This window comes from Pannonibacter phragmitetus (genome assembly GCF_050510895.1).
GTDB lineage: Bacteria > Pseudomonadota > Alphaproteobacteria > Rhizobiales > Stappiaceae > Pannonibacter > Pannonibacter phragmitetus_B.
On the sequence record NZ_JBNINT010000001.1, the window covers coordinates 4,200,575 to 4,224,109 of the forward strand.

Annotated in this window: 21 protein-coding genes; 10 read left to right on the forward strand and 11 right to left on the reverse strand. The window is 62.9% G+C overall.

Features of this window, described 5'->3' with window-relative positions; all coding sequences use genetic code 11:
- The first annotated feature begins 199 nt into the window (after positions 1-199).
- Positions 200-1,102, forward strand: a complete 903-nt coding sequence (locus tag ACQB61_RS20245) for a polyprenyl synthetase family protein (RefSeq protein ID WP_430514074.1) — start codon at positions 200-202, stop codon at positions 1,100-1,102.
- 11 nt (positions 1,103-1,113) lie between these two features.
- Here ACQB61_RS20245 and ACQB61_RS20250 read toward each other — a convergent pair whose 3' ends face one another.
- Entirely contained in the window at positions 1,114-3,111 is a 1,998-nt protein-coding gene (locus ACQB61_RS20250; RefSeq protein WP_430514075.1) for a putative bifunctional diguanylate cyclase/phosphodiesterase, read from the reverse strand.
- Positions 3,112-3,502: 391 nt separating this feature from the next.
- Here ACQB61_RS20250 and ACQB61_RS20255 point away from each other — a divergent pair, with 391 nt between their 5' ends.
- Positions 3,503-4,654: a hypothetical protein gene (locus tag ACQB61_RS20255; RefSeq protein ID WP_430514076.1), complete on the forward strand. Its 1,152-nt coding sequence runs from the start codon at positions 3,503-3,505 to the stop codon at positions 4,652-4,654.
- A gap of 101 nt (positions 4,655-4,755) precedes the next feature.
- A complete protein-coding gene (locus ACQB61_RS20260; RefSeq protein ID WP_430514077.1) occupies positions 4,756-5,952 on the forward strand; it encodes a hypothetical protein in 1,197 nt (398 codons plus the stop codon).
- Between the two features lie 8 nt (positions 5,953-5,960).
- Here ACQB61_RS20260 and ACQB61_RS20265 read toward each other — a convergent pair whose 3' ends face one another.
- The 3 genes from ACQB61_RS20265 to pheA all read right to left on the reverse strand — a co-directional run bounded on the left by ACQB61_RS20265 (position 5,961) and on the right by pheA (position 9,011).
- Positions 5,961-6,896 (reverse strand): prephenate/arogenate dehydrogenase family protein, encoded by a 936-nt coding sequence (locus ACQB61_RS20265; protein WP_430514078.1) that lies wholly within the window; start codon positions 6,894-6,896, stop codon positions 5,961-5,963.
- Positions 6,897-6,972: 76 nt separating this feature from the next.
- Complete coding sequence (gene hisC / locus ACQB61_RS20270; RefSeq protein WP_430514079.1) at positions 6,973-8,079, reverse strand: histidinol-phosphate transaminase; 1,107 nt, start codon at positions 8,077-8,079, stop codon at positions 6,973-6,975.
- Positions 8,080-8,141: 62 nt separating this feature from the next.
- The gene (gene pheA / locus ACQB61_RS20275; RefSeq protein ID WP_430514080.1) at positions 8,142-9,011 is read right to left on the reverse strand and encodes a chorismate mutase; all 870 of its coding nucleotides are present in this window, start codon (positions 9,009-9,011) and stop codon (positions 8,142-8,144) included.
- Positions 9,012-9,259: 248 nt separating this feature from the next.
- Here pheA and metX point away from each other — a divergent pair, with 248 nt between their 5' ends.
- Together metX and metW are read left to right on the forward strand one after the other, a co-directional pair.
- Complete coding sequence (gene metX, locus ACQB61_RS20280; RefSeq protein WP_430514081.1) at positions 9,260-10,498, forward strand: homoserine O-acetyltransferase MetX; 1,239 nt, start codon at positions 9,260-9,262, stop codon at positions 10,496-10,498.
- Position 10,499: 1 nt separating this feature from the next.
- Entirely contained in the window at positions 10,500-11,132 is a 633-nt protein-coding gene (gene metW / locus ACQB61_RS20285; RefSeq protein WP_430514082.1) for a methionine biosynthesis protein MetW, read from the forward strand.
- 3 nt (positions 11,133-11,135) lie between these two features.
- Here metW and ACQB61_RS20290 read toward each other — a convergent pair whose 3' ends face one another.
- Complete coding sequence (locus tag ACQB61_RS20290) at positions 11,136-11,798, reverse strand: class I SAM-dependent methyltransferase (RefSeq protein WP_430514083.1); 663 nt, start codon at positions 11,796-11,798, stop codon at positions 11,136-11,138.
- Between the two features lie 254 nt (positions 11,799-12,052).
- On the opposite strand from ACQB61_RS20290, the gene gloB reads away from it, so the two are divergent.
- Both gloB and ACQB61_RS20300 read left to right on the forward strand, forming a co-directional pair.
- The gene (gene gloB, locus ACQB61_RS20295; RefSeq protein ID WP_430514084.1) at positions 12,053-12,826 is read left to right on the forward strand and encodes a hydroxyacylglutathione hydrolase; all 774 of its coding nucleotides are present in this window, start codon (positions 12,053-12,055) and stop codon (positions 12,824-12,826) included.
- A gap of 3 nt (positions 12,827-12,829) precedes the next feature.
- On the forward strand, positions 12,830-13,273 hold the full coding sequence (locus tag ACQB61_RS20300) for a cupin domain-containing protein (RefSeq protein WP_430514085.1): 444 nt from the start codon (positions 12,830-12,832) through the stop codon (positions 13,271-13,273).
- 6 nt (positions 13,274-13,279) lie between these two features.
- Here the strand turns inward: ACQB61_RS20300 and recQ are convergent, their stop codons facing one another.
- The 4 genes from recQ to ACQB61_RS20320 form a co-directional block, all read right to left on the reverse strand.
- The gene (gene recQ, locus ACQB61_RS20305; RefSeq protein ID WP_430514086.1) at positions 13,280-15,166 is read right to left on the reverse strand and encodes a DNA helicase RecQ; all 1,887 of its coding nucleotides are present in this window, start codon (positions 15,164-15,166) and stop codon (positions 13,280-13,282) included.
- Positions 15,167-15,276: 110 nt separating this feature from the next.
- A complete protein-coding gene (locus ACQB61_RS20310) occupies positions 15,277-16,173 on the reverse strand; it encodes a GNAT family N-acetyltransferase (RefSeq protein WP_430514087.1) in 897 nt (298 codons plus the stop codon).
- A gap of 120 nt (positions 16,174-16,293) precedes the next feature.
- Positions 16,294-16,716, reverse strand: coding sequence for an MAPEG family protein (locus ACQB61_RS20315; RefSeq protein WP_430514088.1), 423 nt, complete (start codon positions 16,714-16,716; stop codon positions 16,294-16,296).
- Between the two features lie 65 nt (positions 16,717-16,781).
- Entirely contained in the window at positions 16,782-17,681 is a 900-nt protein-coding gene (locus tag ACQB61_RS20320; protein WP_430514089.1) for a LysR substrate-binding domain-containing protein, read from the reverse strand.
- Between the two features lie 125 nt (positions 17,682-17,806).
- Here ACQB61_RS20320 and ACQB61_RS20325 point away from each other — a divergent pair, with 125 nt between their 5' ends.
- A complete protein-coding gene (locus tag ACQB61_RS20325) occupies positions 17,807-18,718 on the forward strand; it encodes a DMT family transporter (RefSeq protein ID WP_430514090.1) in 912 nt (303 codons plus the stop codon).
- A gap of 3 nt (positions 18,719-18,721) precedes the next feature.
- On the opposite strand, the gene ACQB61_RS20330 is transcribed toward ACQB61_RS20325, so the two are convergent.
- Positions 18,722-19,657, reverse strand: a complete 936-nt coding sequence (locus ACQB61_RS20330) for a LysR substrate-binding domain-containing protein (RefSeq protein ID WP_430514091.1) — start codon at positions 19,655-19,657, stop codon at positions 18,722-18,724.
- A 135-nt stretch (positions 19,658-19,792) separates the two neighbouring features.
- Between ACQB61_RS20330 and ACQB61_RS20335 the strand changes: the two genes are divergently transcribed.
- Positions 19,793-21,001: an acyl-CoA dehydrogenase gene (locus tag ACQB61_RS20335; RefSeq protein ID WP_430514092.1), complete on the forward strand. Its 1,209-nt coding sequence runs from the start codon at positions 19,793-19,795 to the stop codon at positions 20,999-21,001.
- A gap of 151 nt (positions 21,002-21,152) precedes the next feature.
- On the opposite strand, the gene ACQB61_RS20340 is transcribed toward ACQB61_RS20335, so the two are convergent.
- Positions 21,153-21,998 (reverse strand): N-formylglutamate amidohydrolase, encoded by an 846-nt coding sequence (locus tag ACQB61_RS20340; RefSeq protein ID WP_430514093.1) that lies wholly within the window; start codon positions 21,996-21,998, stop codon positions 21,153-21,155.
- A 286-nt stretch (positions 21,999-22,284) separates the two neighbouring features.
- Here ACQB61_RS20340 and ACQB61_RS20345 point away from each other — a divergent pair, with 286 nt between their 5' ends.
- Positions 22,285-23,475 carry a pyridoxal-phosphate-dependent aminotransferase family protein gene (locus ACQB61_RS20345; protein ID WP_430514094.1) on the forward strand — a complete coding sequence of 397 codons (1,191 nt, stop codon included), beginning with the start codon at positions 22,285-22,287 and terminating at the stop codon, positions 23,473-23,475.
- Positions 23,476-23,535 lie beyond the last annotated feature (60 nt).

Below are 23,535 nucleotides of genomic sequence, written 5' to 3' on the forward strand. Positions count from 1 at the left end.
AAGCCATCTTCCTGGGCCAAAGGAACGCTGCTCCTCACCATTGCGGCGGGTGCATGCCGCCTCGTGCCTTCCTGCCGTTTCTACATGCGGTTGGGGCTTGCGTCAAAGCCGGGCGGAAGATGTGCAAGCCGTCTTGACGGCGGGGCGGTTTCGGGTGACGAGGGCATCCGGTTGGAGCCTTGCGTGAAGGGCAGATGCAATGACGTGGCTTGAGGAAAGCCTGCGCGTGATGGCGCAGCAGATGGATGCGGTTCTGGGCAAGGTGCTGTCGGACGAGCCGCGGCCGGGCGAGGTTCTGCGCCCGGAGCGCCTGCTGGCTGCAATGCGCCATGGCTCGCTCAACGGCGGCAAGCGCCTGCGCCCGCTTTTGATGGCCGAAACGGCGGCGGCCTTCGGGCGCCGGGATGACGGGGTGCTGCTCGCTGCGGCGGCGCTGGAATGCGTTCATTGCTATTCGCTGGTCCATGATGACCTTCCGGCGATGGATGATGATGACCTGCGCCGGGGGCAGCCGACCGTTCACAAGGCCTTTGACGAAGCAGCTGCCATTCTCGCGGGCGATGCCCTTCTGACGCTGGCCTTCGATCTGATCGCAGAGCCCGCAGTTCATGCGGATCCGTCCGTCCGGCTGCAGCTGTCGCAGGAGCTGGCGCGCGCTTCCGGTGTTGGCGGCATGGCGGGCGGACAAATGCTGGATCTGGCGGCGGAGCACCGGCAGCTGTCCGAAGACGAGATCCGCACCTTGCAGGCGATGAAAACCGGCGCGCTGCTGCGCTATGCCTGCCGGGCCGGTGCGGTTCTGGCCGGCGCTTCCTCTGAAGATGTGGCGCGGATGACGCGCTTCGGGGAGATCATTGGCCTTGCCTTTCAGCTGGCCGATGACCTGCTGGACCTGGAGGCTTCGCCGGAAGTCATGGGCAAGGCGACGGGCAAGGATGCCGAGGCCGGCAAGGCGACGCTGGTCAGCCTCTATGGGCCCGAGCGTACCCGCGCCATTCTCGCAGGCCTTGTGGCTGAGGCGGAGCAACTGGTGGCGGGAGCCGGCGAGGGCAGCCAGAGGCTGGCAGAGATTGCCGCCTTCGTTGCCTTCCGTGATCGCTAAGCCTTCCCGCTTTAGCCTGCGCTGGTCTTCTGCCCTGTGGGTGGCTGCAGGCGAACGGGGCCTGCCGTTTCGGACGGTGCATTCATCGTGTTCATGAAACCGTTCAGCATTGCGTTGGGGATTTCCACGTCTGCCATCGGCTTTCCGAACAGGTAGCCCTGCAGATTGTCGATTGCCAGATCCTTGACGGCGCGAGCATGGAACGGGGTCTCGATGCCCTCGATCGTAACTTGCATTTTCAGGGCGCGGCCGAGCGCGACGATGGCCCTGAGGATCTGCTGGATGGTCTCGCCCGAATGGGAATAAGCCTCCATGAAGCTGCGGTCGATCTTGAGCTTGTCGAAGGGGAAGCGCCACAGATAACTGAGACTGGAGTAGCCAGTGCCGAAATCGTCCATGACGATGGTGACGCCAAGTGCTTTCAGTTCGGTCAGCTGCTGCAGGATTGCGTCCGTATCCTTCAGCAGGATGCCTTCGGTAATCTCCAGCTCCAGCCGCTCCGGCGCAAGGCCGCTTGCTGTCAGCGCAGCCTGAACCTGACGGGGCAGGCCGCCGGTAGCAAACTGCGAGGGGGACAGGTTCACAGCTACGGAGATCCCGTCCGGCCAGCCTGCGGCTGTTTCACAGGCCTTATTCAGCACCCACTCGCCAGTCTCCGGCAGGAGACCCAGGTCTTCCGCCACCGGAATGAAGAGATCGGGTGAAACCGGTGTGCCTGCCTCGCTGGTCAGCCGAAGCAGCGCTTCAAATCCAGAGATTCGGCCGTTGGGCAGGCTCACGATGGGTTGAAAATGCAGGCTGAACAGGTCCTTGCGCAGGGCGCTGCGCACAAGCCCCTCGAGATCCCTGCGCCCAAGGAGTTCGTCCTCCATCGTTTCTCGGAAAATGCCGAAGCCCCGCTGGCCTGTGGCCTTTATGAACTGCAGGGCCATGCCGGCCTTGTTCATCAGGTCCTGGGCCTGCCGGGCATGGAGCGGGGCAAGACTGCAGCCGATGCTGACCGAGATTCGGATCTCGCGCCCTTCCAGCGCATAGGGTTCGGACAGCCGCTCTGCCAGCCGCCGGGCAAAGGCTTCGGCCTGTGCGGGATGGGCAATGCCGCATTGTGCGATGACAAGCTCATCACCGCCAAGCCGGGCCAGGATATCGCAGGGCCTGACCTGATCACACAGGCGCAGCGCGACGAGACGGATCAGCTTGTCTGCCCCTTCTTCGCCCAGATCGTCATTGATGCGCTTGAAGCGGTCTATGTCCAGATGATGCAGGGCGATTGCCTGGCTTGTTTCTAGCTCTTCGAGCGCTGCATCCAGCTTGGCCTGGAAGGCTGTTTTGTTCAGCAGGCCTGTCAGGCCATCGTGGCTGGCCAGAAACTCCGCCCTCTCCTCAGAGGCGTTGCGTGAGCGGACGGCCTCGCTCAGCCAGGAATAACCGATGGTGAAGGTGAGGCCCAGGACGCTGGCAAGAATGATGCTGGCGATCAGAAGGTCCTGGTGAAGACTGTCTGCGAGAGCCGTTTCGTCGATCCGTGTCTCGAGAATGCCTGCCGGTTGGCCTTGGCGCTGCAGGATCATGGCCGTAACGGCGATAACGGATGCCGTGCCGTTGTCCTTAATTGTCTCGACCCGCGTATAGGGCGTGCCTGCATCTCCCGCATGGACCCGGCTCTCCAGGCCGGAAGCTGCAAGCACCTGACCGCCTGTCAGTATCAGGACAGGCTCTCCTTCCGGCGTTGCGAGCGTTACATGGCTGGCACGGCTAAGAGATTGAATGAGCTGCAGAACTGTTGCGTCAGAATCTGGAGGAAATGAACCGCCAATCATCGCCTCAAGCTGTGGCAGCCGTTCTTGCAGGGCCTCCGCTAACCCGATTGTCTCAATCTGCGCATCATGGCGGATCCAGTGGTCCACGGCCGTGCTCAGAAAGGACGCCGTCAATGTCACGAAAACAATCGCAACAAGAATGGAACTGCCAATCAGACGAAGATTTGCTGCCCACTTCAGCTCTTTCATCCCTGCCCCCGATTAACCCAGGGTGAAGTTAGAAGCCTACTCCCTAATTTTCTCTATCCGGGAATGGGCAAAAGTTGCAGGGAATGTGCATCTGTATCCGGAATTGCGCAAATCTTAATGTGCCGTTAACCTTTTTGGCGGCACAATCCAAGCTGGTTGCTGAGTAGGGAGCGACCGCAGGTCGTTACAATATGGGCCAGAGGGCATCATGTCGGTCTCATTTTCACCCGCTCAAAGATCTATCATCGGCACTGCAGGTATTTTCAACCGGGAGAAAGGCGCCGAGGGGTCCTCTGTTGCTGCCAATCCTCTTGAAGTGACCAAAGCCAGGCAAGCAGAAGCTTTTGCGGCGGCTGCAGCTCAGAAGTCAACGGGCGGTCAGGATGAGGCCGTGGACGGCGTCGTCAAGCAGCTGAGCGAAGCAAAGCAGGCTAGTGACACCCTCAAGAACTCGGCCTCCCAGTCTGACAACAACAAGCGCGCCGACAAGATTGCCCAGATCGAGCAGAAGATCGAGTCGCTCAAGCAGCGGCTCAAGTTCGCGACGCCTGCCCAGGCACGCGCTCTGATCCGTGAGCTGAAGGAGCTCGGCAAGGAATTCAAGGAAGCGGCTCAGTCGCTTTCCAGCGGTGGCGGCGGGGCATCTGCCGCCATGACCGGTGCAACCGCGATCCCGGTAACGGCCGCGGCCGGCACTTCGGCTGTTGCTGGTGCCACCGGGGCTGGCGGAACCGGCGCTCAGACGGCTGGTGTGGGTGCCAACTCCGCGGCGCAGAGTGCGGCAGGCGGGACCGGTGCTGCCGTGTCTCAGGCCCAGGGTGCAGACGCTGGTGCTGCTCAGACCCAAGCTAACCAGACTTCAAATGCCCAGCCTGCTGTGGATGCTGGCGGCGAAGGAGACGCAACGGCTTCCGCCACCGGAGAAACCCAACAGGCCTCCTCTGAAACTGATGATGCAGATGCAACGGCGGGAGCTGAGGCAATTGCCGGCAATGAAGATGACGGCAAGGCGCTTGCGCTCCAGACCAGCATGCGCGAGGCGATCGCCGGATATACCGCAGCAAAACCTTCCGATCAGGACAAGGCAGAGCGCAAGCAGGCGGCAGACCGGGCCGCAGCTGACGCAGCCATCAAATCCGGTGATCATGACAAGCTGAGCAAGCTGAAGAAGGAAATCGACCTCATCGCCAAGCAGATCGAGGCGCTGGCGGACAAGGATGATCCGGAGCAGCGCCGCGAACTGGAAAAAGCCAAGCGTGAGCTGGCTGAAGGACAGAAGGCTCTTGACGGTTATGTGCTGGAGCGGCTGCGCAATTCGGAGCTTGCTGGCGGCGGTGAAGACGAGGCTGATGCTGAAGCCGGCACAGGCGGGATTGCGCCCGATGATGGGGCCGCAGACGTGGCTGTCTCCGATGCGCAGGCGCCAGCCGGCCCGGTGGGCGCTGTGACTCCGGGCCCTTCAGTTTCAGGTGGCGTTGGCATGCCGGTCATGGCACTGTCTGTGCCACTTACACTCAATCTTCGTACGGACGTGACCGTATGATGGAATAATCCGCCGAGGCGGAGGCGCAAAGGCTGCTTCCCTGCGGCCAATTGGCCTGTTCTGCGAGGAGACGCACGCCGGTTCGGAAAGGAGAAAATGCTATGCTGTCACCCCTTTCTGCCTCTCCGAACCCGTTGGCCGCCCAGTCTCAGCGTGCGCAGACACAAGACAAGCCGCAAACCCGAAGCCAGTCCATGACTGTCATGGAGCAAAAGGGGGCGACGTCCAGCAACGTGGCGCAGGGCCGCCTCGACAAGCAGGACGCGAAGCTTCTGTCCATTGCCAAGAACGGGGTACTTGGCGAGTTCTCCGAGGAGTTTCTTGAAGGTGTCGAGGAACTGCTGCAGCTCGGCAATTCGCTTGAAGATGCGGTGGCCAAGGCCAAGGATGATCAGCGGACCGATAAGATTGCCCGCATCGAGCAGCGTATCGAAGCTCTCAAGGAACGGCTGAAATTTGCCAGCCCTGCACAGGCCAAAGCACTGATCCGCGAGTTGAAACAACTCGGCCAGGATTTCAAGCTGGCGGCCCAGTCACTTTCTGATGGTGGGAGCAAGACGGCAGCTGGGCAGCCGGGTGCCGGCTCTTCAATCACTCTTTCTGCCTCATCTTCAAGTTCGTCCCTGTCTGACGCATCGGCAACCGCTGTGCTGGCAGAAGGGGAACTGGCGGTCGAGACCGCCAATGCCCTGCTGGGTCTGCCCGCCGGTTCTGACCCTATGGCGAATAACGCTTCAGTCTCCACGGCTCAGGCTTCGGGCGGCGCAAGCGCGCAAGGGCAGTCTGCTGAGGGGGAGGCTGCAGGATCGCAGGAGGAGACCCAGGCGCAGCTGCTGCTGCAGGTCCGGGAGGCGATCGCCACCTACAACAGCACGCAAGTGACCGTGAAGGCTTATGGCAGCGCCTATGACGGCAGTGCCCGCAAGCAGGCCGATTACGACAAGCTGCGCGATCTGGAAAAGCAGATCGATCTTCTGGCCGAGCAGATCGGGGCTCTTTCCGATAGGGATGACGAGGAGCAGCGCAAGGAGTTGGAGGCGGCAAAGCGGGAGATGGACGAGGGGCGTGACGCGCTCAATGAGTTTCGCACGGCCCAGCTCGAGGCTCAGGGCATGCCGGGCGTCGAGGGCAGTGCCGGCGGCATCGCTAATCTCTTTACAGGTCTCAACGGGTCTCAAGGCGCGGAAACCGGCATGCCGGCGGGTACGTCCGGTGTTTCGGTTTCCATCAATAAGACAGCCATCAGCTTTGCTTCCACATCCGTCAGCGTCGTGTTGCAGACGGATGTGAAGGTGTAACTTCTGACCTATTCGCCCGCACCAGGTGCTGTGGCCTGACGGCCAAAGTCCGGGGCCGGGGTTTCCTGACCGGCCTCGATGATCGAACGCCGGATGCCGCGCGTGCGGGTGAAAAGGTCGAACAGAGCCTGACCGTCGCCCCAGCGGATCGCCCTTTGCAGGGCAGACAGATCCTCCGAGAACCGCGCCAGCATTTCAAGGATCGCATCCTTGTTGTGCAGGCAGACGTCGCGCCACATGATGGGATCGGACGCTGCCAGACGCGTGAAGTCACGGAAGCCTGACGCCGAGTACTTAATCACTTCCGACTTTGTAACGGTCTGGAGATCATCGGCCGTGCCGACGATGTTGTAGGCAATGATATGCGGTAGATGCGAGACGATGGCGAGCACCAGATCGTGGTGCTGCGGGTCCATGGTGTCCACGTTGGAGCCGCAAGCGGTCCAGAAGGCTGCAAGCTTTTCAATCGCCCTGGCGTCCGTGTCCGGCATGGGCGTCAGGATGCACCAGCGGTTCTGGAACAGCGCGGCAAAGCCCGCATCCGGGCCGGAATGCTCCGTACCTGCAATCGGGTGGCCGGGGATGAAATGCACGCCCTCCGGCACATGCGGGGCCATCTGCGAGACGACCGAGCCCTTGGTGGAGCCCACGTCCGTCAGGATCGCGCCCGGCTTCAGATGCGGCGCGATTGCTTTTGCCACCTCTTCCGAAGCGCCAACCGGCACGCTGACCACCACCAGATCCGCATCCTTCACCGCGTCCGCAGCCGAAAGGCAGTATCGGTCCCCAAGTCCCAGCTCTTCCGCGCGGGCCAGTGTCGGCGCCGAGCGGGTCGAGATGGTGATGGTCCCCGCCAGGCCTTTTTCGCGGATGACGCGGGCGAGGGAGGAGCCGATGAGGCCGATGCCGATCAGGGCAACGCGCTGAAAATGGGGATCTGACATGTCTTGTCTGGTGTCTTCAAATGGGTTTGGCCCGGCTGCCGCTTGGGCTGCGCCGGGCCATCAGGGCTTGGCGCCTTCAGCGCGCCATGAAACCGGCAAGGGCGGCAACCACTGCCTTGTTGGCTTCCTCGGTGCCAATGGATAGACGCAGCGCGCCCGGCAGGCCGTAGTTGGCAACCATCCGCAGGATCAGGCCATGTTCCGACAGATAGGCATCGGCATCGGCGGCGCGCTTGCCATCCTCATCCGGGAAGTGGATGAGCAGGAAGTTGCCGACGCTGGGCGTGGTCTTGAGGCCGAGCTTTTCGATCTCTGCCGCCGTCCAGGCCATCCAGGTCTCGTTGTGAGCAATGGCTGCGTCGACAAAGGCGCGGTCGCGGATCGCGGCAATGCCAGCCGCCATGGCGGGTCCGGAGACGTTGAACGGCCCGCGGATACGGTTCATGGCGTCAATCATCTCTGCCGGGCCGAAGCCCCAGCCGAGGCGCAGGTTGGCAAGGCCATAGATCTTGGAGAAGGTGCGCGTCATGATGACATTGTTCGAGGTCGCCACCAGCTCGATGCCGCTCTCGTAGTCATTGCGCCGCACATAATCCGCGTAGGCCGCATCCAGCACCAGCACCACGTGGGAGGGCAGGCCCGCATGCAGGCGGCGCACCTCGTCAAAGGGAATGTAGGTGCCCGTCGGATTGTTCGGATTGGCGAGGAAGACCATCTTGGTCTTCTCCGTCACGCGGGCAAGGATCGCGTCCACATCGGTCGTGAGGTTCTTTTCCGGCGCGACTACGGGCGTTGCACCGGCGGCGCGGATGGCAATCGGATAGACGAGGAAGCCGAACTCGGAATAGATCGCCTCATCGCCCGGCGCCAGATAGGTGTTGGCAATGAGCGTCAGGATCTCGTCCGACCCGGCGCCGCAGATGATGCGCTCCGGGTTGATGCCCATCACCTCGCCGATGGCTTCACGCAAGGCGGTCGATGCGCCGTCCGGATAAAGCTCCAGCTTCGATGCCACTTCGGCATAGGCCTTCTTGGCCGCATCGCTGGCACCCAGCGGAGATTCGTTCGAGGACAGTTTGTGCACCTTGCCGGTGCCCGAGGCCTTGGACTTGCCGGGAACGTAGGGGGCGATGTCGAGAATGCCTGCGCGCGGTTGAGGGCGGGATTTGCTGGCGCTGTCCATGGAAGTGTCTCTGTCTCTCGTGTGTTTGGCCGCTGTCTTTAAAAAGGGCTGCGGGGCAAATATCAGTCTGCGTCTTCGGCGAAATCGTCAAGCTCGTCGGCTTCGCCCTCATCGATGTCGATGGGAGAGGCGTAACCGCCGACGAAACGCAGCACGTCTGGCTCGGCTCCAGCCTCGCGGCAGAGCGTCAGAACCTCATCCTCGCTGATGTCGCCGGAGGCGGCCAGCAGGGCATCCACGCCGTCGGCATGGCGGAAGAAGCTCAGGATCTCGAGGCCTGAATCCATAAGGCTGCCGGGGAGGACGCCGCGCCATCGTGCATCATAGACCGCCGTGTCCGGCATGCCGGCCCCCGGAATGGGGCGGCTGATGACAACGGAAGCCAGATCCGCCGGGCGTTCTTCGGCGACGAAGAAGGGCAGGCGGGCGATGATCTGCGCCCCATCCTGGCCAAGGCCGCGCCACCAGGGCAGTTCGGCCCGCTCAGTCAGGGCAATGACGCCAAGGTCCGAATGGGAGGCCGCAACCGAGCCGACCACATCGGCCGGATCGCCTGCTGTTTCCATCTCCACGGCAAAGCCGAAGTAGAAGCGGGCGGCATCGCGCATGGCGGCGATGTCGGCTGACCCGTCCAGATGCACCTGGAATTCGCCCTGAAGGCGGGTGCAGGCGGTGATGATCTCGCGCCACAGATGTTCGGCGCTGGTCAGCGGCAGGCTGCCTTCGTGGCGCTCGACCATGCGGCGCATCATATCGGCTTCCCGGTCCGGGCGGAACATCACGCCGTCTGCGCCGCTGGCGCGCTTGGCCGCGACGATGCCGTCAATCACGCGCACCCGCTCCATCAGCAGGCGGTGCAGCTCGGCGTCGAGCACGTCAATGCGCTGGCGCAGGCTGTCGAGAGCGGTGCCTTGGGTCTGATCACTGGCCATGGGCGGGAAATGCCTTCCTGAAACATGCGTCGCATTTGGCGATAGTCATAGGCAGCAAGCGGGCGGAAAGCAAAAGAAAACGTTGACACCGTGGCCCCGCGAACCCTAGCTAACAACCCCTTGAAGATGGTGGCGTGCTATTGCCGCAGTGAGGCCTTTGCTGCCCGGCAGGGCGGATCACTCTCGGGGAAATGGCGCGTGAGAACGGCCAGTGGAACGGCCAGTGAAAACGGGATGATGCGTCCGGCATGACCGATACACCTCAGACTTCGATCCTGCGGGACGGTGCAGCTGCAGTTACCGCAAGCCTTGCCGATCTGGAAAAGGCGCAACGGCGGGAAATCGACACGCCGAGCAGCCAGTGCCTGCGCTTCGGCCCGGATCAGGCCCTGCCGCTGGATGCGGGCGGCATGCTGGCCAACTGGCAGATCGCCTATGAAACTTACGGAACGCTGAATGCGGACCGCAGCAACGCCATTCTCATCTGCCACGCGCTGACCGGCGACCAGTATGTTGCCTCGCGCAATCCGGTGACCGGCAAGCCCGGCTGGTGGACGATGCTGGTTGGGCCCGGCAAACCGGTGGACACGGACCGCTTCTTCGTCATCTGCGCCAATGTGCTGGGCGGCTGCATGGGCACGACGGGCCCGGCTTCCACCAATCCGGAGACCGGTCAGCCCTATGCGCTGACCATGCCGGTGGTGACCATCCGCGACATGGTGCGGGCACAGGCCCGGCTGGTGGATCATCTGGGCATCGAAACCCTGTTTGCCGTGGTGGGCGGCTCCATGGGCGGCATGCAGGTGCTGCAATGGGCGGCGCTGTTCCCGGAACGGGTCTTCTCCGCCGTTCCGATTGCCACAGGGGCCCGCCATTCTTCGCAGAACATTGCCTTCCACGAGGTGGGCCGTCAGGCTGTAATGGCTGACCCGGATTGGCGCGGCGGCTGCTACCTCGCCGATGGCACCCGCCCCAGCAAGGGGCTGGCTGTGGCGCGCATGGCCGCGCATATCACCTACATGTCCGACATGTCCCTGCATCAGAAATTCGGCCGCAACCTTCAGGACCGGGAAGCTCTGACCTTCGGCTTTGACGCCGATTTCCAGATCGAGAGCTATCTGCGCCATCAGGGCATGACCTTCGTCGACCGGTTCGATGCCAATTCCTATCTCTATGTGACAAGGGCGATGGACTATTTCGATCTGGCGGCAGAGCATGACGGGGTCCTGAGCAAGGCCTTCCTGCATACGCCGACCCGCTTCTGCGTCATGTCCTTCACTTCGGACTGGCTGTTCCCGACCTCAGAGAGCAAGGCAGTGGTGCGGGCGCTGAATGCAGCTGCGGCCAACGTCTCCTTCGTGGAGATCAGCAGTGACCGCGGCCACGATGCCTTCCTGCTGGATGAGCCGGAAATGTTCCGCACCGTGCGCGGCTTCCTCACGGGAGCAGCCGCCGCACGCGGCATCGCCGGACCGGGAGAGGCATAAGATGGCAAACGGCAACACAGGCGGAACACTGAACCAGCCGCGCGGCGATCACCTTGTCATGTGCGACCTTGTGCCCGAAGGCGCGCGAGTGCTGGACGTGGGCTGTGAGGATGGGGCGCTGCTGCAGCTTCTGGCCGAGCGGCGCCGTGTCGACGGGCGCGGAATGGAATTGTCGCAGGGCGGGGTGAACAAGGCCGTGGCACGCGGACTGTCCGTGGTGCAGGGCGATGCGGACACGGACCTTGCCGACTATCCGGACAATGCCTTCGACGTGGTGATCCTCAGCCAGACGCTGCAGGCCACCCGCGATCCCAAGGGCGTGATGGAGCAACTGCTGCGCATCGGCGGGCAGGTGGTCGTGTCGATCCCGAATTTCGCCTATTGGCGCAACCGCATGCAGCTCCTGCTGCGCGGCCGCATGCCTGTGACCAAGTATCTGTCGTATCAGTGGTATGACACGCCCAACATCCACTTCTGTTCCATCCGCGATTTTGTCGCGCTGGTGGATGAGCTGGATGCAACAGTGGTCAAGGCTGTTGCACTTAACGGGCAAGGTTCGCGCATCAGTTTCAATGCGCCCTGGTGGCTGTGGAATCTGGTGGGCGAGCAGGCGGTGTTCCTGCTGCGCCGCTGAGCTTCACTTGCGGCGCGGTGGTGTTCTGTCGCGCCGGTGCGGATTGAGGCCGGGAGTGACGCCGGTCTCCGGCACAAAGACGGGCCTGAGCACCCGCAGCACGCTGCGTTTGCCGCCATCGGCCTGGGCAGGCTTGTAAAGCCGCTTCTGCGCCTCGATCACCAGCAGCCCGGCAAAGGCCGGCCAGAGCGCCCGGCCAACGGTTTCCCAGGTGCGTGCCGAGCGCAGGATGACCTTCGACTTCACCGGCGGAATGTAGAGCGTTTCTTCCTTCGAGATCACGTCGAACTGGCAGCTCTGCAGCAACGCCTGGATCTGGCTCTTGGAAAACGGGCGGCCATAACCGAAGGGCGAGGTTTCCGCCCGCGCCCACACACCGCGCCGGTTTGGCACGATGACGATCAACTTGCCGCCCGGCACAAGCACGCGCCACGCCTCGCGCAGCAGCGCAGCCGGATCTCCGGCCATATCCAGTGCATGCACCATGATGGCGCGCTGGAAGAAGCTGTCGCAGAACGGCAATTGGTCCGCTTCCACCAGAACCGAGGCATTGGCCCGCTCGCGCGGCCAGTGCACGACGCCTTGCGCGGCAGGCATGGCCGCCACGCAGCGCTCCGCCTCATCCATGTAGGGGCGCAGAAACGGCCCGGCATAGCCGATGCCCAAAAGGCTTTCCCCTTGGCACTGGGCCAAAGCGCCCGCACCCGCGCTCCGATCAGGCTGCGCAGCAAACGGCCAAGTGGCAGGTCATAAAAGGTTCTGAGATCGCCGACGTCGAGATACATGGCCTGCCCGGTTCAATTCGGCGCGATTGAACCTTGCCTTGGCGCAAGACGCAAGGGCTAATGACCCGATCGCCCTTGCCCCAGCCTGCGGCATTTGCCACTCTGCGGGCCGGATTCAACAACGGGAGAGACAGAATGGCGCGGCTTCAGATCAGGCAGTTTCCCTGCCTGTCCGACAATTACGGTGTGCTGGCACGTGATCCGGAGAGCGGATCGGTGATTGCCATCGATGTGCCGGATGCTGCGCCCTATCTGGCGGAACTGGCGGAAACCGGCTGGCGTCTGACCCATATTCTGATCACTCACCATCACTGGGACCATGTGCAGGGACTGGTGCCGCTAAAGGAAGCGACGGGTGCCCGGGTCATCGGCCCAGGCCTGTCGCGGGACAAGATTTCAGGCCTTGATGAAGTGGTGGAAGATGGAGACATCTTCCACATTGCCGAGCTGAAGGTGGAGGCCATCTCGACGCCCGGTCATACGCTCGATCAGATTTCCTGGTGGTTCGAGCAGGCGGGCGTCATCCATACGGGCGACACCTTGTTCTCGCTGGGCTGCGGCCGCGTTTTCGAGGGCGACATGGAAATGATGTGGGCCTCGCTCGACAAGCTGAACCGCCGCCTGCCGGATGATACAGTCATCTACTGCGGCCACGAATACACCCTCTCCAATGGGCGCTTTGCCCTGAGTGTTGATCCGGATAACGCTGCCCTGAAGGAACGGGTAGCAGAAGTGGAGCGGTTGCGGGCGGAGCATCTGGCTACCCTGCCAACCACCATGGAACAGGAACGGGCAACCAATCCGTTCCTGCGGGCGGGTGATCCGGGGCTTGCCGCCGCCCTCGGCATGGCAGGGGCCAGCCCTGCCGAAGTCTTCGCGGAACTGCGGGGACGCAAGGACAGGTTCTGAGCCATGAGACCGCTGACCGGATTCACCGCCGCCGGAATCATCGAGACTCTGGGCATGCAGCCGCATCCCGAAGGCGGTTATTACGCCGAGACCTTCCGCGATCCGGCTTGCGATGCATCAGGTCGCCCGGCTTCGACGGCGATCTACTTCCTGCTGCCGGAGGGCGTGCTGTCACGCTGGCACAAGGTGGATGCGGTGGAGGTATGGCACTGGTACGGCGGCGCGCCGCTGGAACTTCTGATCAGCGGCGGCGAGGGGCCCGTGGAGCTCGTGACACTCGGGCCCGATCTGGCCGCAGGCCAGCGCCCTCAGGCGGTGGTGCCGCGCCATGCCTGGCAGCAGGCGCAAAGCCTTGGCGATTTCACGCTCGTGGGCTGCTCGGTTGCCCCCGGTTTCACCTTCGAGGGCTTCGAAATGGCGCCGGAAGGCTGGCAGCCGAAGGGGTGAAGCGCCTCACACGCCCGCTTCAAAGGCCTCGACCAGATCGATGATCTGCGATCCGTAGCGATCGAGCTTCGACTGGCCGACGCCGGAGACAGCGAGCAGGGCGTGGGAGGTCACGGGCCGGGCGATGGCTATACCGGCAAGCGTTGCATCCGGGAACACCACATAGGGCGGCACTTCGTTTTCCCGTGCGATCTGGGTGCGCAGGCGGCGCAGGCGCTCGAACAGCAGCCGGTCTTCCGGATCAAGATCATCGGCAAGGCTGGCCGACCGTTCTCCGCGCGAGGCTTTGAGGCTGGATGCAGCCCGGTCACGGCGCAGCAGCACCTTGCGCTCGTTGCGGAACACGGCGCGGCATTCGTCCGTCAGCACCAGCGCGCCGTAATTGGCGTGATCCACCCCGACAAGGCCCATGGCGACAAGCTGGCGCGCCACCGATTGCCAGGTCTTCGGCGAAAGATCCTTGCCGATGCCATAGACCGACAGCTTGTCGTGGCCGAAGCGGGCGATCTTGTCGTTTTCCTTGCCCAGCAGCACGTCGATCACATGGCCCGCGCCAAAGCGCTGGCCGGTGCGGTAGATGGCGGAGAGGAACTTGGCGGCAGCTTCCGTTCCGTCCCAGGTTTCCACCGGTGAGAGGCAGGTGTCGCAGTTGCCGCAAGGCTTGGGATAGGTCTCACCGAAATGGGCCAGCAGCGCCTGACGGCGGCATCCGGCTGTCTCGCAAATACCGACAAGGGCGTTGAGTTTGGCGGTTTCCGCCCGCTTCACCTCTTCCGGCGCTTCGCCTTCGGCAATCATGCGGCGGCGCTGCACCATGTCGGCCATGCCATAGGCCATCCAGGCCTCGGCCGGTGCGCCATCACGGCCCGCACGGCCGGTTTCCTGATAGTAGGCTTCGACGGAAGACGGCAGGTCGAGGTGGGCGACGAAGCGCACGTCCGGCTTGTCGATGCCCATGCCGAAAGCGACGGTCGCCACCAGAACGAGGTTTTCCTCCAGCAGGAAGGCGTCCTGATTGGCCTCGCGGATCTCCCGGTCGAGCCCCGCGTGATAGGGCAGGGCGCGGATGCCCTTTTCGTTCAGCCAGCCTGCGATATCTTCCACCTTGGCGCGGGACAGGCAATAGACGATGCCGCTCTCGCCCTTGTGGCGCTTGAGGAAATCCAGAAGCTGCTGGCGCTGATTCACCCGCTCGACGATCTCGTAGCGGATGTTGGGCCGGTCGAAGGAGGTGGTGAAGACTTGCGCCGTCTCGAGCTTCAGCCGGACGCGGATATCCTCCTGCGTGTGCGGATCGGCGGTGGCGGTCAGCGCCACACGCGGCACGCCGGGATAGCGGTCAGCAAGGCTCGCGAGCTGCAGGTATTCCGGCCGGAAATCATGCCCCCACTGGCTGACGCAGTGCGCCTCGTCGATGGCAAAGAGCGAGATGGCCGCACCATCCAAGAGGCGGGAGAAACCGGCCGTCGCCACCCGTTCAGGCGTCACATAGAGAAAATCCAGCGTGCCGTTGCGCAGGTCTGCGGCAATGCGCGCCTGCTCTTCTGGCGGAACGGAGGAATTGAGCGCGGCAGCGCGCACGCCCGCACCCGTCAGTGCACCCACCTGATCCTTCATCAGCGCAATCAGCGGCGAGATCACCACCCCCGTTCCGGGGCGGCAGAGTGCGGGGATCTGGAAGCACATGGATTTGCCGGCGCCTGTGGGGAACAGCACCACCGCATCGCCCCCGGCGATCAGCGTGTCCACCACCTCGCGCTGGCGTCCGCGGAAACTGGGATAGCCGAACACATCAGCCAGAACCTGTGCAGGATCCTTCGCTGCGGGCGTGGCAGTGCCCTCAGTCGGTGCTGTGTACTCTGTCCCGGCGAGACGAGGCTGTGCTTGCGGCATGAACAGGTGATTCCTTCGTCGCCGCACCATCCCCTATTCGCCCGCCCCGGGCAATGACAGCCTGTGGATGACCTGTGCAAGACGGCAAGGTTTTTGCGGCCGGAGGGGCTTCAGAGGCTGAACCGCGCATCTGGATCCTGCGCCAGTGTCTCGGCGCAGTGGATGCGGAGCTGGTTGGTGACTTCAGCAAGGTCGCCGTCCAGCTGGCCGGGTGCCAGCGGTTCGCCCACGTGGAAGCGGAAGTGGGCGTGCTTCTTGTTCAGGAGTTCGTTGAAGACGGTCATGTCGCGCAGTTCGATTGAAACCTTCGCGAGGAAATAGAACAGGCGCGAATTGCGAGCGCCCATGTGGATCGGAATCACCGGCACCTGATGGCGGCGCGCCAGGGCGAGAGCCGAGGTCATCCACGGCCGTTCCGTCAGCTTGCCCTCGTTCATGTAGGCGAGGCGTCCGGAGGGGAATAGCACCACGGCCCGGTTGCGTTCAAAGGCTGAGGCCGCGTTTCTGAGGGTCTCGCGGGTCTTTTCGCGGGTCTTGAAATCGGCCCGCCATTCCACCGGCACAATCATGCTGGCAAGGCGCGGGTTGATGCGCACCGCATCCCGGTTGGCGAAAATGGAAATGTCCCGGCGGCGGCTTTTCACTGCATCAAACAGCGCCACCCCGTCCGCGATGCCTGTCGGGTGGTTCGAGACAAGAATGCAGGGGCCTTCTGCGGGAATGCGCTCCAACCCCTGAACGGTCAGCTTCAGTTGCAGCAGATTGGACAGATGGGCGAAAACCTCTTCGGCCGGAAGGTTCGAGATGGCATCGGCCATCTCCAGCGCATCGAAATAACGCAGCATCCGGTAGGCAACCGGCCGGAACAGCGGCCACCACGGGGCGGCCATCACATGTTTGCCGCGCTCGGCAATCAGCACGTCCACAATGTGACGGGAGGGATCATCCACCTCGCCACTGCGTGCTTGGGTCAGGACGGCCGAATCAGGGTGCTGGAAACGCGGCACGGTAACAATCCTCAAGTCGGGCGCTCGGCGCCCTTTGATCGCCTGATGGTTACAGATCCTGGCATCTGCCCGCAATGGTCATGAACCTTCAGCCTTGCAGAGGCTTGTGACGTCATTCTGTCAAAAGCCAGGCAATTTTCCGGTGGCGTGTGTTTTTGTGCGGCCTTCAGCTCCAGATAGGGCAGGTGAAAATCGCGACGGAACAGGCGGTTGCCGCAGTCCATACGAGCGAGCGCAGGGTTGCCTTGTCGGCCCAGTAGCACAGGACATAAAGCCCGCGAAGCCCGATGAAGGCCGCTGCCAGAACATCAATCCAGAAGGGATCGCCCCCTGCTGATAGGCCACCAGCACGGCCACAGCAAACAGCGGGAAGGCCTCGAAGCCATTGGCCTGTGCGCCTTGTGCCCGTGCCCGGAAGCCTTCGGCCCAGAAAGCAGGATCGCGCGGGCGGGCGTTGCTAAAGTCTTTGGTGAGTTTGGCCGGGACCACAGACAGGATGGGCAGGAAGGCGGCGGCGAGCACGCACCAGAATGCGATGGGCATGGTGATGATCCTTCTGAGGTCAGTTGGAATTTCTGTGTGGAGAGGTAACCTATTTTATCGCCCGGTCAATCTCGCAAGGTTTCACGCAACACGTCGCCAATGAAGCCTGCGAAGGCGCGAACCTTTGCCGGGATGTGGCGGCGTGAGGGGTAGACGGCGTTGATCGTCACCTCGCTCATATCCCATTCCGGCAGCAGCCGGACAAGCGTTCCCGCTGCCAGATCCGCCGCCACATAGGCCTGCGGAATGAGGCTGAGGCCAAAGCCTGCGCGCAGGGCATCCATGACGGCAAGGCTGGAGGAAACCTTGTAGCGCCCGCTCACCCGTTGCCGGTACTCCTTGCCGTTGCGCAGGAAGGTCCATTCGTCCGCGTGGCCGGACAAGGTGAAACGGATGCACTCGTGCCGGGCAAGGTCTGCCGGCTCCAGCGGTGTACCGGCATGGGCCAGATAGGCAGGCGAAGCGCAGAGAACATGTCGCAGCGACCCGAGCTTCTTGACGATCATCTCCCGGTCCTCATCCCGCCGCCCGCCGCGCAGGGCCATGTCGAAGCCGTCCCGGACAAGGTCCACGCGCCGGTCGTCCAGATCAAGGTCGAGTGAGACTTTTGGGTAGCGTGCAAGAAATTCCGGGATACGGCTGGTGATGAGGACAAGGCTGGACGTCATTGGGGCGCTCACCCGCAGAAGACCGGACGGCTCGGAGCTGAGGTTGCCAACAGACTGCTGCGCCTCTTCCAGATCCTCAAGAACCCGGCGGATCTGGTCGAGATAAAGCGTGCCTGCCTCTGTCAGACTGAGGCGGCGGGTGGTGCGGTGGAAGAGCCTGGCTCCAAGATCGCTCTCCAGTTCCGACATTGCCTTGCTGACAGCGGCCGGAGACAGGCTGTGGCTGCGGGCAGCGGCAGCAAAGCTGCCAAGTGTGGCGATGCTGCGGAACAGGCGGAGGCGGAGAATGCCGTCCATTGATTGTTCACTTCACGTTACGGATGAGTGTTCCAACTTGCATATTATCATCCTTTGCTGCGTGAATTACCACTGATCTCCAGCGGCGGCCACCTGAGGCCGAGCCGCATCGCACTGGATCTGACATGAATTCCCGCCTGAACCATCGCCTGACGCTTGTTCTCACCGCGCTTGCCCCGGCCATCTGGGGCAGCAGCTATATTGTCATCACGGAAATGCTGCCGCCGGACCGGCCTCTGACGCTGGCTCTGCTCAGGGCGCTGCCTGCGGCCATTCTTCTGCTTCTGATCGTCCGCCAGCTGCCGCGCGGGCGCTGGATCTTCCGGGTGCTGGTTCTGGGGGCGCTGAACTTCTCCATCTTCTGGACCTTGATGAATGTGGGCGCCTATCGCCTGCCGGGCGGTGTGGCGGCAACGCTGGGTGCAATGCAGCCGCTCATCGTGCTGGTTCTGGCGCGTTTCCTGCTCAACGGGCGGCTGACCTGGCTGGCCGTTCTGGCAGGAGTGGCCGGAGTTGTCGGCGTCGGCATGCTGATGCTCAAGCCCACGGCGGCGCTTGATCCCATCGGTCTTCTGGCGGCAGGTGCTGGGGCTGTCTCCATGGCGCTGGGCACGGTCATGACCCGCTACTGGAAGCCGGAGGTGAGCCCGCTGACCCTGACCGCCTGGCAGCTGGCCGCAGGTGCACTGCTGCTTGCCCCTGCAGCGCTCCTGACGGAACCGGCCCTGCCGCCACTGACGGGCTGGAACATTGCGGGTTTTGCCTACATGACCTTCATCGGCGCAGGCCTGACCTACATGCTGTGGTTCCGGGGTATCGGCTTGCTTGGCCCTTCGGCAATCGCGCCGCTGGGCCTGCTCAGCCCGCTGATGGCGGTGATCCTCGGCTGGGCCATTCTGGACCAGACCCTGAGTGCGGTGCAGATTGCCGGTATGGTGCTGGTGCTGGGCAGCGTTCTGGTGGGCCAGCATGCCGGGCAGCTGGCCCAGCGGCGTCCGGCCGCCAGTCTTGAGAGCCCCGCCAGCCGGCAGGTATAGGGCTTAGCCCGGAAGCTGGCTTTCGCGGCTGGTGCGGGAGGTGCGGGCTTCCTCGTGCAGCCAGGCGCGGAAAGCGGCGACCACCGGGCGCAAGGTCCGGTCCTGCGGATAGACGAAGTGATAGGCGGTCTTCTGGTCCAGCGGCTGGCCGAACAGGCGCACCAGACGGCCGCTCGCCAGTTCCTCGTCGATGAAAAGCCGGGGCATCAGCGCAACGCCGAGGTGATGGGCGGCCGCCTCTGCGATCATGCCGAACTGCTCAAAGCGCGGTCCCTGATAGGCCGTGTCCGTCTCCACCCCCATGGCGGCGAACCAGTCGCGCCAGGCCATGGGGCGCGTGGAGAGCTGCAGGCGCGGCACCTTCAGCAGATCACGCGGCTCGCTGATCATGTGCCGGTCGCGGAAGGCGCGGGAGGAGACCACGACGGATTCCTCCGGGAACAGCGGCTCGACAATGGCGCCCGCCCAGATCGGGTCGCCATGGTGGATCGCGCCGTCGAAGGGCTCTTCGGCAAAGTCGAAGGGCCGCAGGCGGATGGAAATGTTGAGGGCAGCTTTCGGTGTCCGGCGCAGGAACTCGGCAAGGCGCGGGGCGAGCCAGCGGGTGCCGAAGGTGGGAAGAACCGCCAGATTGAGCACGTCTGCACTGCCGGCAAAGGACATGACCTGCCGTGTGGCATCGCCCAGCTGGTCCAGCGCGCCCCGGACTTCATGAAGATAGAGCCGTCCTGCATCGGTCAGCACCACGCGCTGGCGAACGCGGGCAAACAGCGGCACGCCCAGCCTCTGCTCCAGATGGCGGATCTGTTTGGAAATCGCGCCCTGCGTCAGATGCAGCTCCTCGGCTGCGCGGGTGAAGCTTTCATGCCGTGCCGCGCATTCAAAGGCGATCAGGGCATCGGCAGGCGGCAGGAAGGCGCGTTTGACCATGAAGTTCATTCCGTTGGCTCATGACTTGCGGAGAACTTATCTCTTCCCGTGCCTCCTGTCAGCAGGCATAGTCCGCGCAATTCCGGCGTTTGCCTCGTGTAGAGGTATGGTGCCGATGGTTGATACATGAGACGGAGGAATGTGATGGCAGCTCTCAAGTCCGATCCCACCGGTGGCGGTACCTTTGCCTGGGAAGATCCCTTCCTGCTGCGCGAGCAGCTGAGCGAGGACGAGATCCTCATCATGGAAACCGCTCGCGCCTATGCGCAGGACAAGCTGCTGCCGCGTGTGCTTGAAGCCTATGCCCATGAGAAGACCGACCGCGAGATCTTCAACGAAATGGGTGAACTTGGCCTGCTCGGCGTCACCCTGCCGGAAGAATACGGCTGCGCCGGTGCATCCTACGTTTCCTACGGTCTTGTTGCCCGCGAGATCGAGCGCGTTGACAGCGGCTACCGCTCGATGAACTCGGTTCAGTCCTCGCTGGTGATGTATCCGATCTATGCCTATGGCTCCGAGGAGCAGCGCAAGAAGTATCTGCCCAAGCTGGCTTCCGGCGAGTTCGTCGGCTGCTTCGGCCTGACCGAACCGGATGCAGGCTCCGATCCGGCCGGCATGCGCACCCGCGCCGAAAAGATCGACGGCGGCTACCGGCTCAAGGGCTCCAAGATGTGGATCTCCAATTCGCCGATCGCCGATGTGTTTGTTGTTTGGGCCAAGTCCGAAGCCCATGACGGAGCCATCCGTGGCTTCGTGCTGGAAAAGGGCATGAAGGGTCTGTCTGCTCCGAAGATTGGCGGCAAGCTCTCCCTGCGTGCGTCCATCACCGGCGAAATCGTCATGGACGGAGTGGAAGTCTCCGAAGATGCGTTGCTGCCGAATGTCTCCGGACTCAAGGGGCCGTTCGGCTGCCTCAACCGCGCCCGCTACGGCATTTCCTGGGGCGCCATGGGTGCCGCCGAGGATTGCTGGCACCGTGCCCGCCAGTATGGCCTGGACCGCAAGCAGTTCGGCCGCCCGCTCGCCCAGACACAGCTCTTCCAGAAGAAGCTTGCTGACATGCAGACGGAAATCGCGCTCGGCCTGCAGGGTTCGCTGCGCGTCGGCCGCCTGTTCGACGAAGGCAAGGTGGCGCCGGAAATGATCTCCATCGTCAAGCGCAACAACTGCGGCAAGGCGCTGGATGTGGCCCGTCAGGCCCGCGACATGCACGGCGGCAACGGCATTCAGGAAGAATATCACGTGATGCGTCACGCGCAGAACCTGGAGACCGTCAACACCTATGAAGGCACGCATGATGTGCATGCCCTCATCCTGGGCCGCGCCCAGACCGGTCTTCAGGCCTTTTTCTAAGGTCTGCGTAAAAGAAACAGGCACGGACAGCAGGCCCGCTGCTGCTGTCCGTTTTTATTCCGGCCGGATGGCCTGCGATTCGGGTCCCCACCACCTGAATGCTGGTCACTCCGGCCGGGACCCTTTCGGGGTTGATCTGGCCGGTTGCGCGTCAATCCTGCAACAGGTCTGGCAGGTGATCCAGAAGCACGCGTGCCGGCGCCTTGCGCTTGCCGTTGGCCCACTCGATCAGCTTCTGGCAGAAGTTGCGCAGAGCCATGCGTGTCTGCCGGCTGCGCTCCCTGTCCATCTCGAAGGGCGGGTTTTCGTGACGGATATAGGACCTGAGCGCCAGCGCCAGCGTCAGTACATGCACCCCGTCCGAGGGGCTGCCATAGGTCTGGGCGATGTAGCCGCCACCTACAGCGTCATTTTCCGAGAACGTCTTTTCGGTGAAGTCATGCAGCATGGTCATGCTGAGGCTGGCGACATCCTCGTGGCAGCTGCGCCCGTGCAGCGTGCCGATGTTGACCATCGGCAGATCGCCCGGATAGCGCCCCTTGATGCGGCTGCGCATGGATTGCAGGCTGATCACCGTGATGCGGCCATGGATGGCGCGCAACCGCCTGATCTGGGCGCTGAGCGCATCGTGGAATGGCGCATGATAGAGCCGCCGCCGCTCGTCCATTTCAAAGCGGCCCGGATTTTCATTCGGCAGATAGACCTGCTTTCCGTCCAGCGTCATCACCGGGCAGATGGACAGGGCGCCATCCTCGAACGGGCGGCCAAAACTTGCCGGATCGCCATCCACATCCACGACAAGCCGGGAAATGGGGGTTGAGATCACCGTCGCCTGAATGTCTTCAGCAAAATCCACCAGCTGGTCCATTTGCCAGGAGGCGTCGGCCTGCAGCCTGCCCGTTGCCGAAAGGCGTTTGTCGATAGCCGGCGGAATCCGCAGGCCGGAATGGCCAATGCAGAGGATCAGCGGTGCAGAACGTTCCTTAACGGCAATCATGGATGATGGGCCTGCCGGGATGGGTGCGCCTCAACGCCGTGAGGCGTGGCGCATCACGGTCAGGGACGTTTATTTTAATCTTTCTTAAACTTTTGCCATGTCTGCCGTGACCCGTCGCAGAGGAGCTTGTCCTTGCACGGCGTAATCCCCAGAAACTTCAATTTTCCCGGCCTGATATGAATGTTTGCCCGCCTGAATCTGCGGCAGAGTTGCCGCTTGAGTTCGCTCCGCGGGCAGCTATGCTGACCTTCCCACCTTCAGGACAACAATTCCAGGGCTAAGAAAAATGACGCTGCGGTATGGCAAGGAATTCCTCATGATCCCGGGCCCGACAAACGTGCCGGACGAAGTTCTGAGGGCCATGCACCGCCCGGCTGTCGATATCTACGAAGGACCGCTGCTGCAGACGACGGATGATTGCCTCAAGGGCATCTCCCGCATGTTCCGCAGCACCACCGGCAAACCCTATATCTACATCGCCAATGGCCACGGCACCTGGGATGCAGCGCTTTCCAACACCCTGTCACGCGGCGACAAGGTGCTGGTGCTCGAATCGGGCCGCTTTGCCATCGGCTGGGGCGAGGCGGCAGAGCTGATCGGCGTCGAGGTGGAAATCCTGCCCGGCCACTGGCGCAAGGCCGTTGATCCGGCGGCGCTGGAAGCGCGGCTGAAGGCTGATACCGAAGGGGCAATCAAGGCCGTTCTGGTGGTGCAGGTGGATACTGCCTCCGGCGTACTCAACGACATTCCGGCGCTTCGCAAAGCGATGGATGCCAGCGGGCATGGCGCCTTGCTGATGGTGGACTGTATGGCCTCGCTCGGCTGCGTGCCGTTTGAGATGGATGAATGGGGCGTGGATGTCGCCATGGCCGGTTCGCAGAAGGGGCTGATGTCTCCTCCGGGGCTGGCCTTTGTGGTCGCTGGCCAGAAGGCGCTGGCCGCCCACAAGACCGCCGGGCTGCGTAATGCCTATATGGACTGGACCTTCCGCGATGGTCCGGAGCATTACATGAAATACTGCGGCACGCCGCCGGAGCATCTGCTCTTCGCCTTCCAGAAGTCACTGGAGCTGATCGAGGAAGAAACGCTGGAGGGCGTCTGGCGCCGCCATGCCATTCTGGCAAGGGCGGTGCGGGCCGCTGTTGAGGTCTGGGGCCGCAAGGGTGTGCTGGAGATGAATATTCTCAAGCCTGAAGAGCGGTCGGACAGCGTGTCCGTCATCTGTTTCAACGGCGTTGATCCGGCGCCGCTGCGCAGCTTCGTCAAGGATGTCTGCGGCATCACCATCGGCATTGCCATTGGCGATCTGGCTGGCAAGGGCATCCGCATCGGCCACATGGGCCATGTGAATGCGGCGATGGTTCTGGGCACGCTTTCCGCCATGGAACTGGGGCTGCGGCGCCTCGGTATTGCGCATGAAAGCGGCGGTGTGGATGCGGCCATTGCCGTGATCGACGAGGCGCTCAGCGGAAACTGAGCTGTTTCCGTTCTATAAGTCATTGTCTGGAAAGGATATATTTCTTTCCGGTCATGAAGT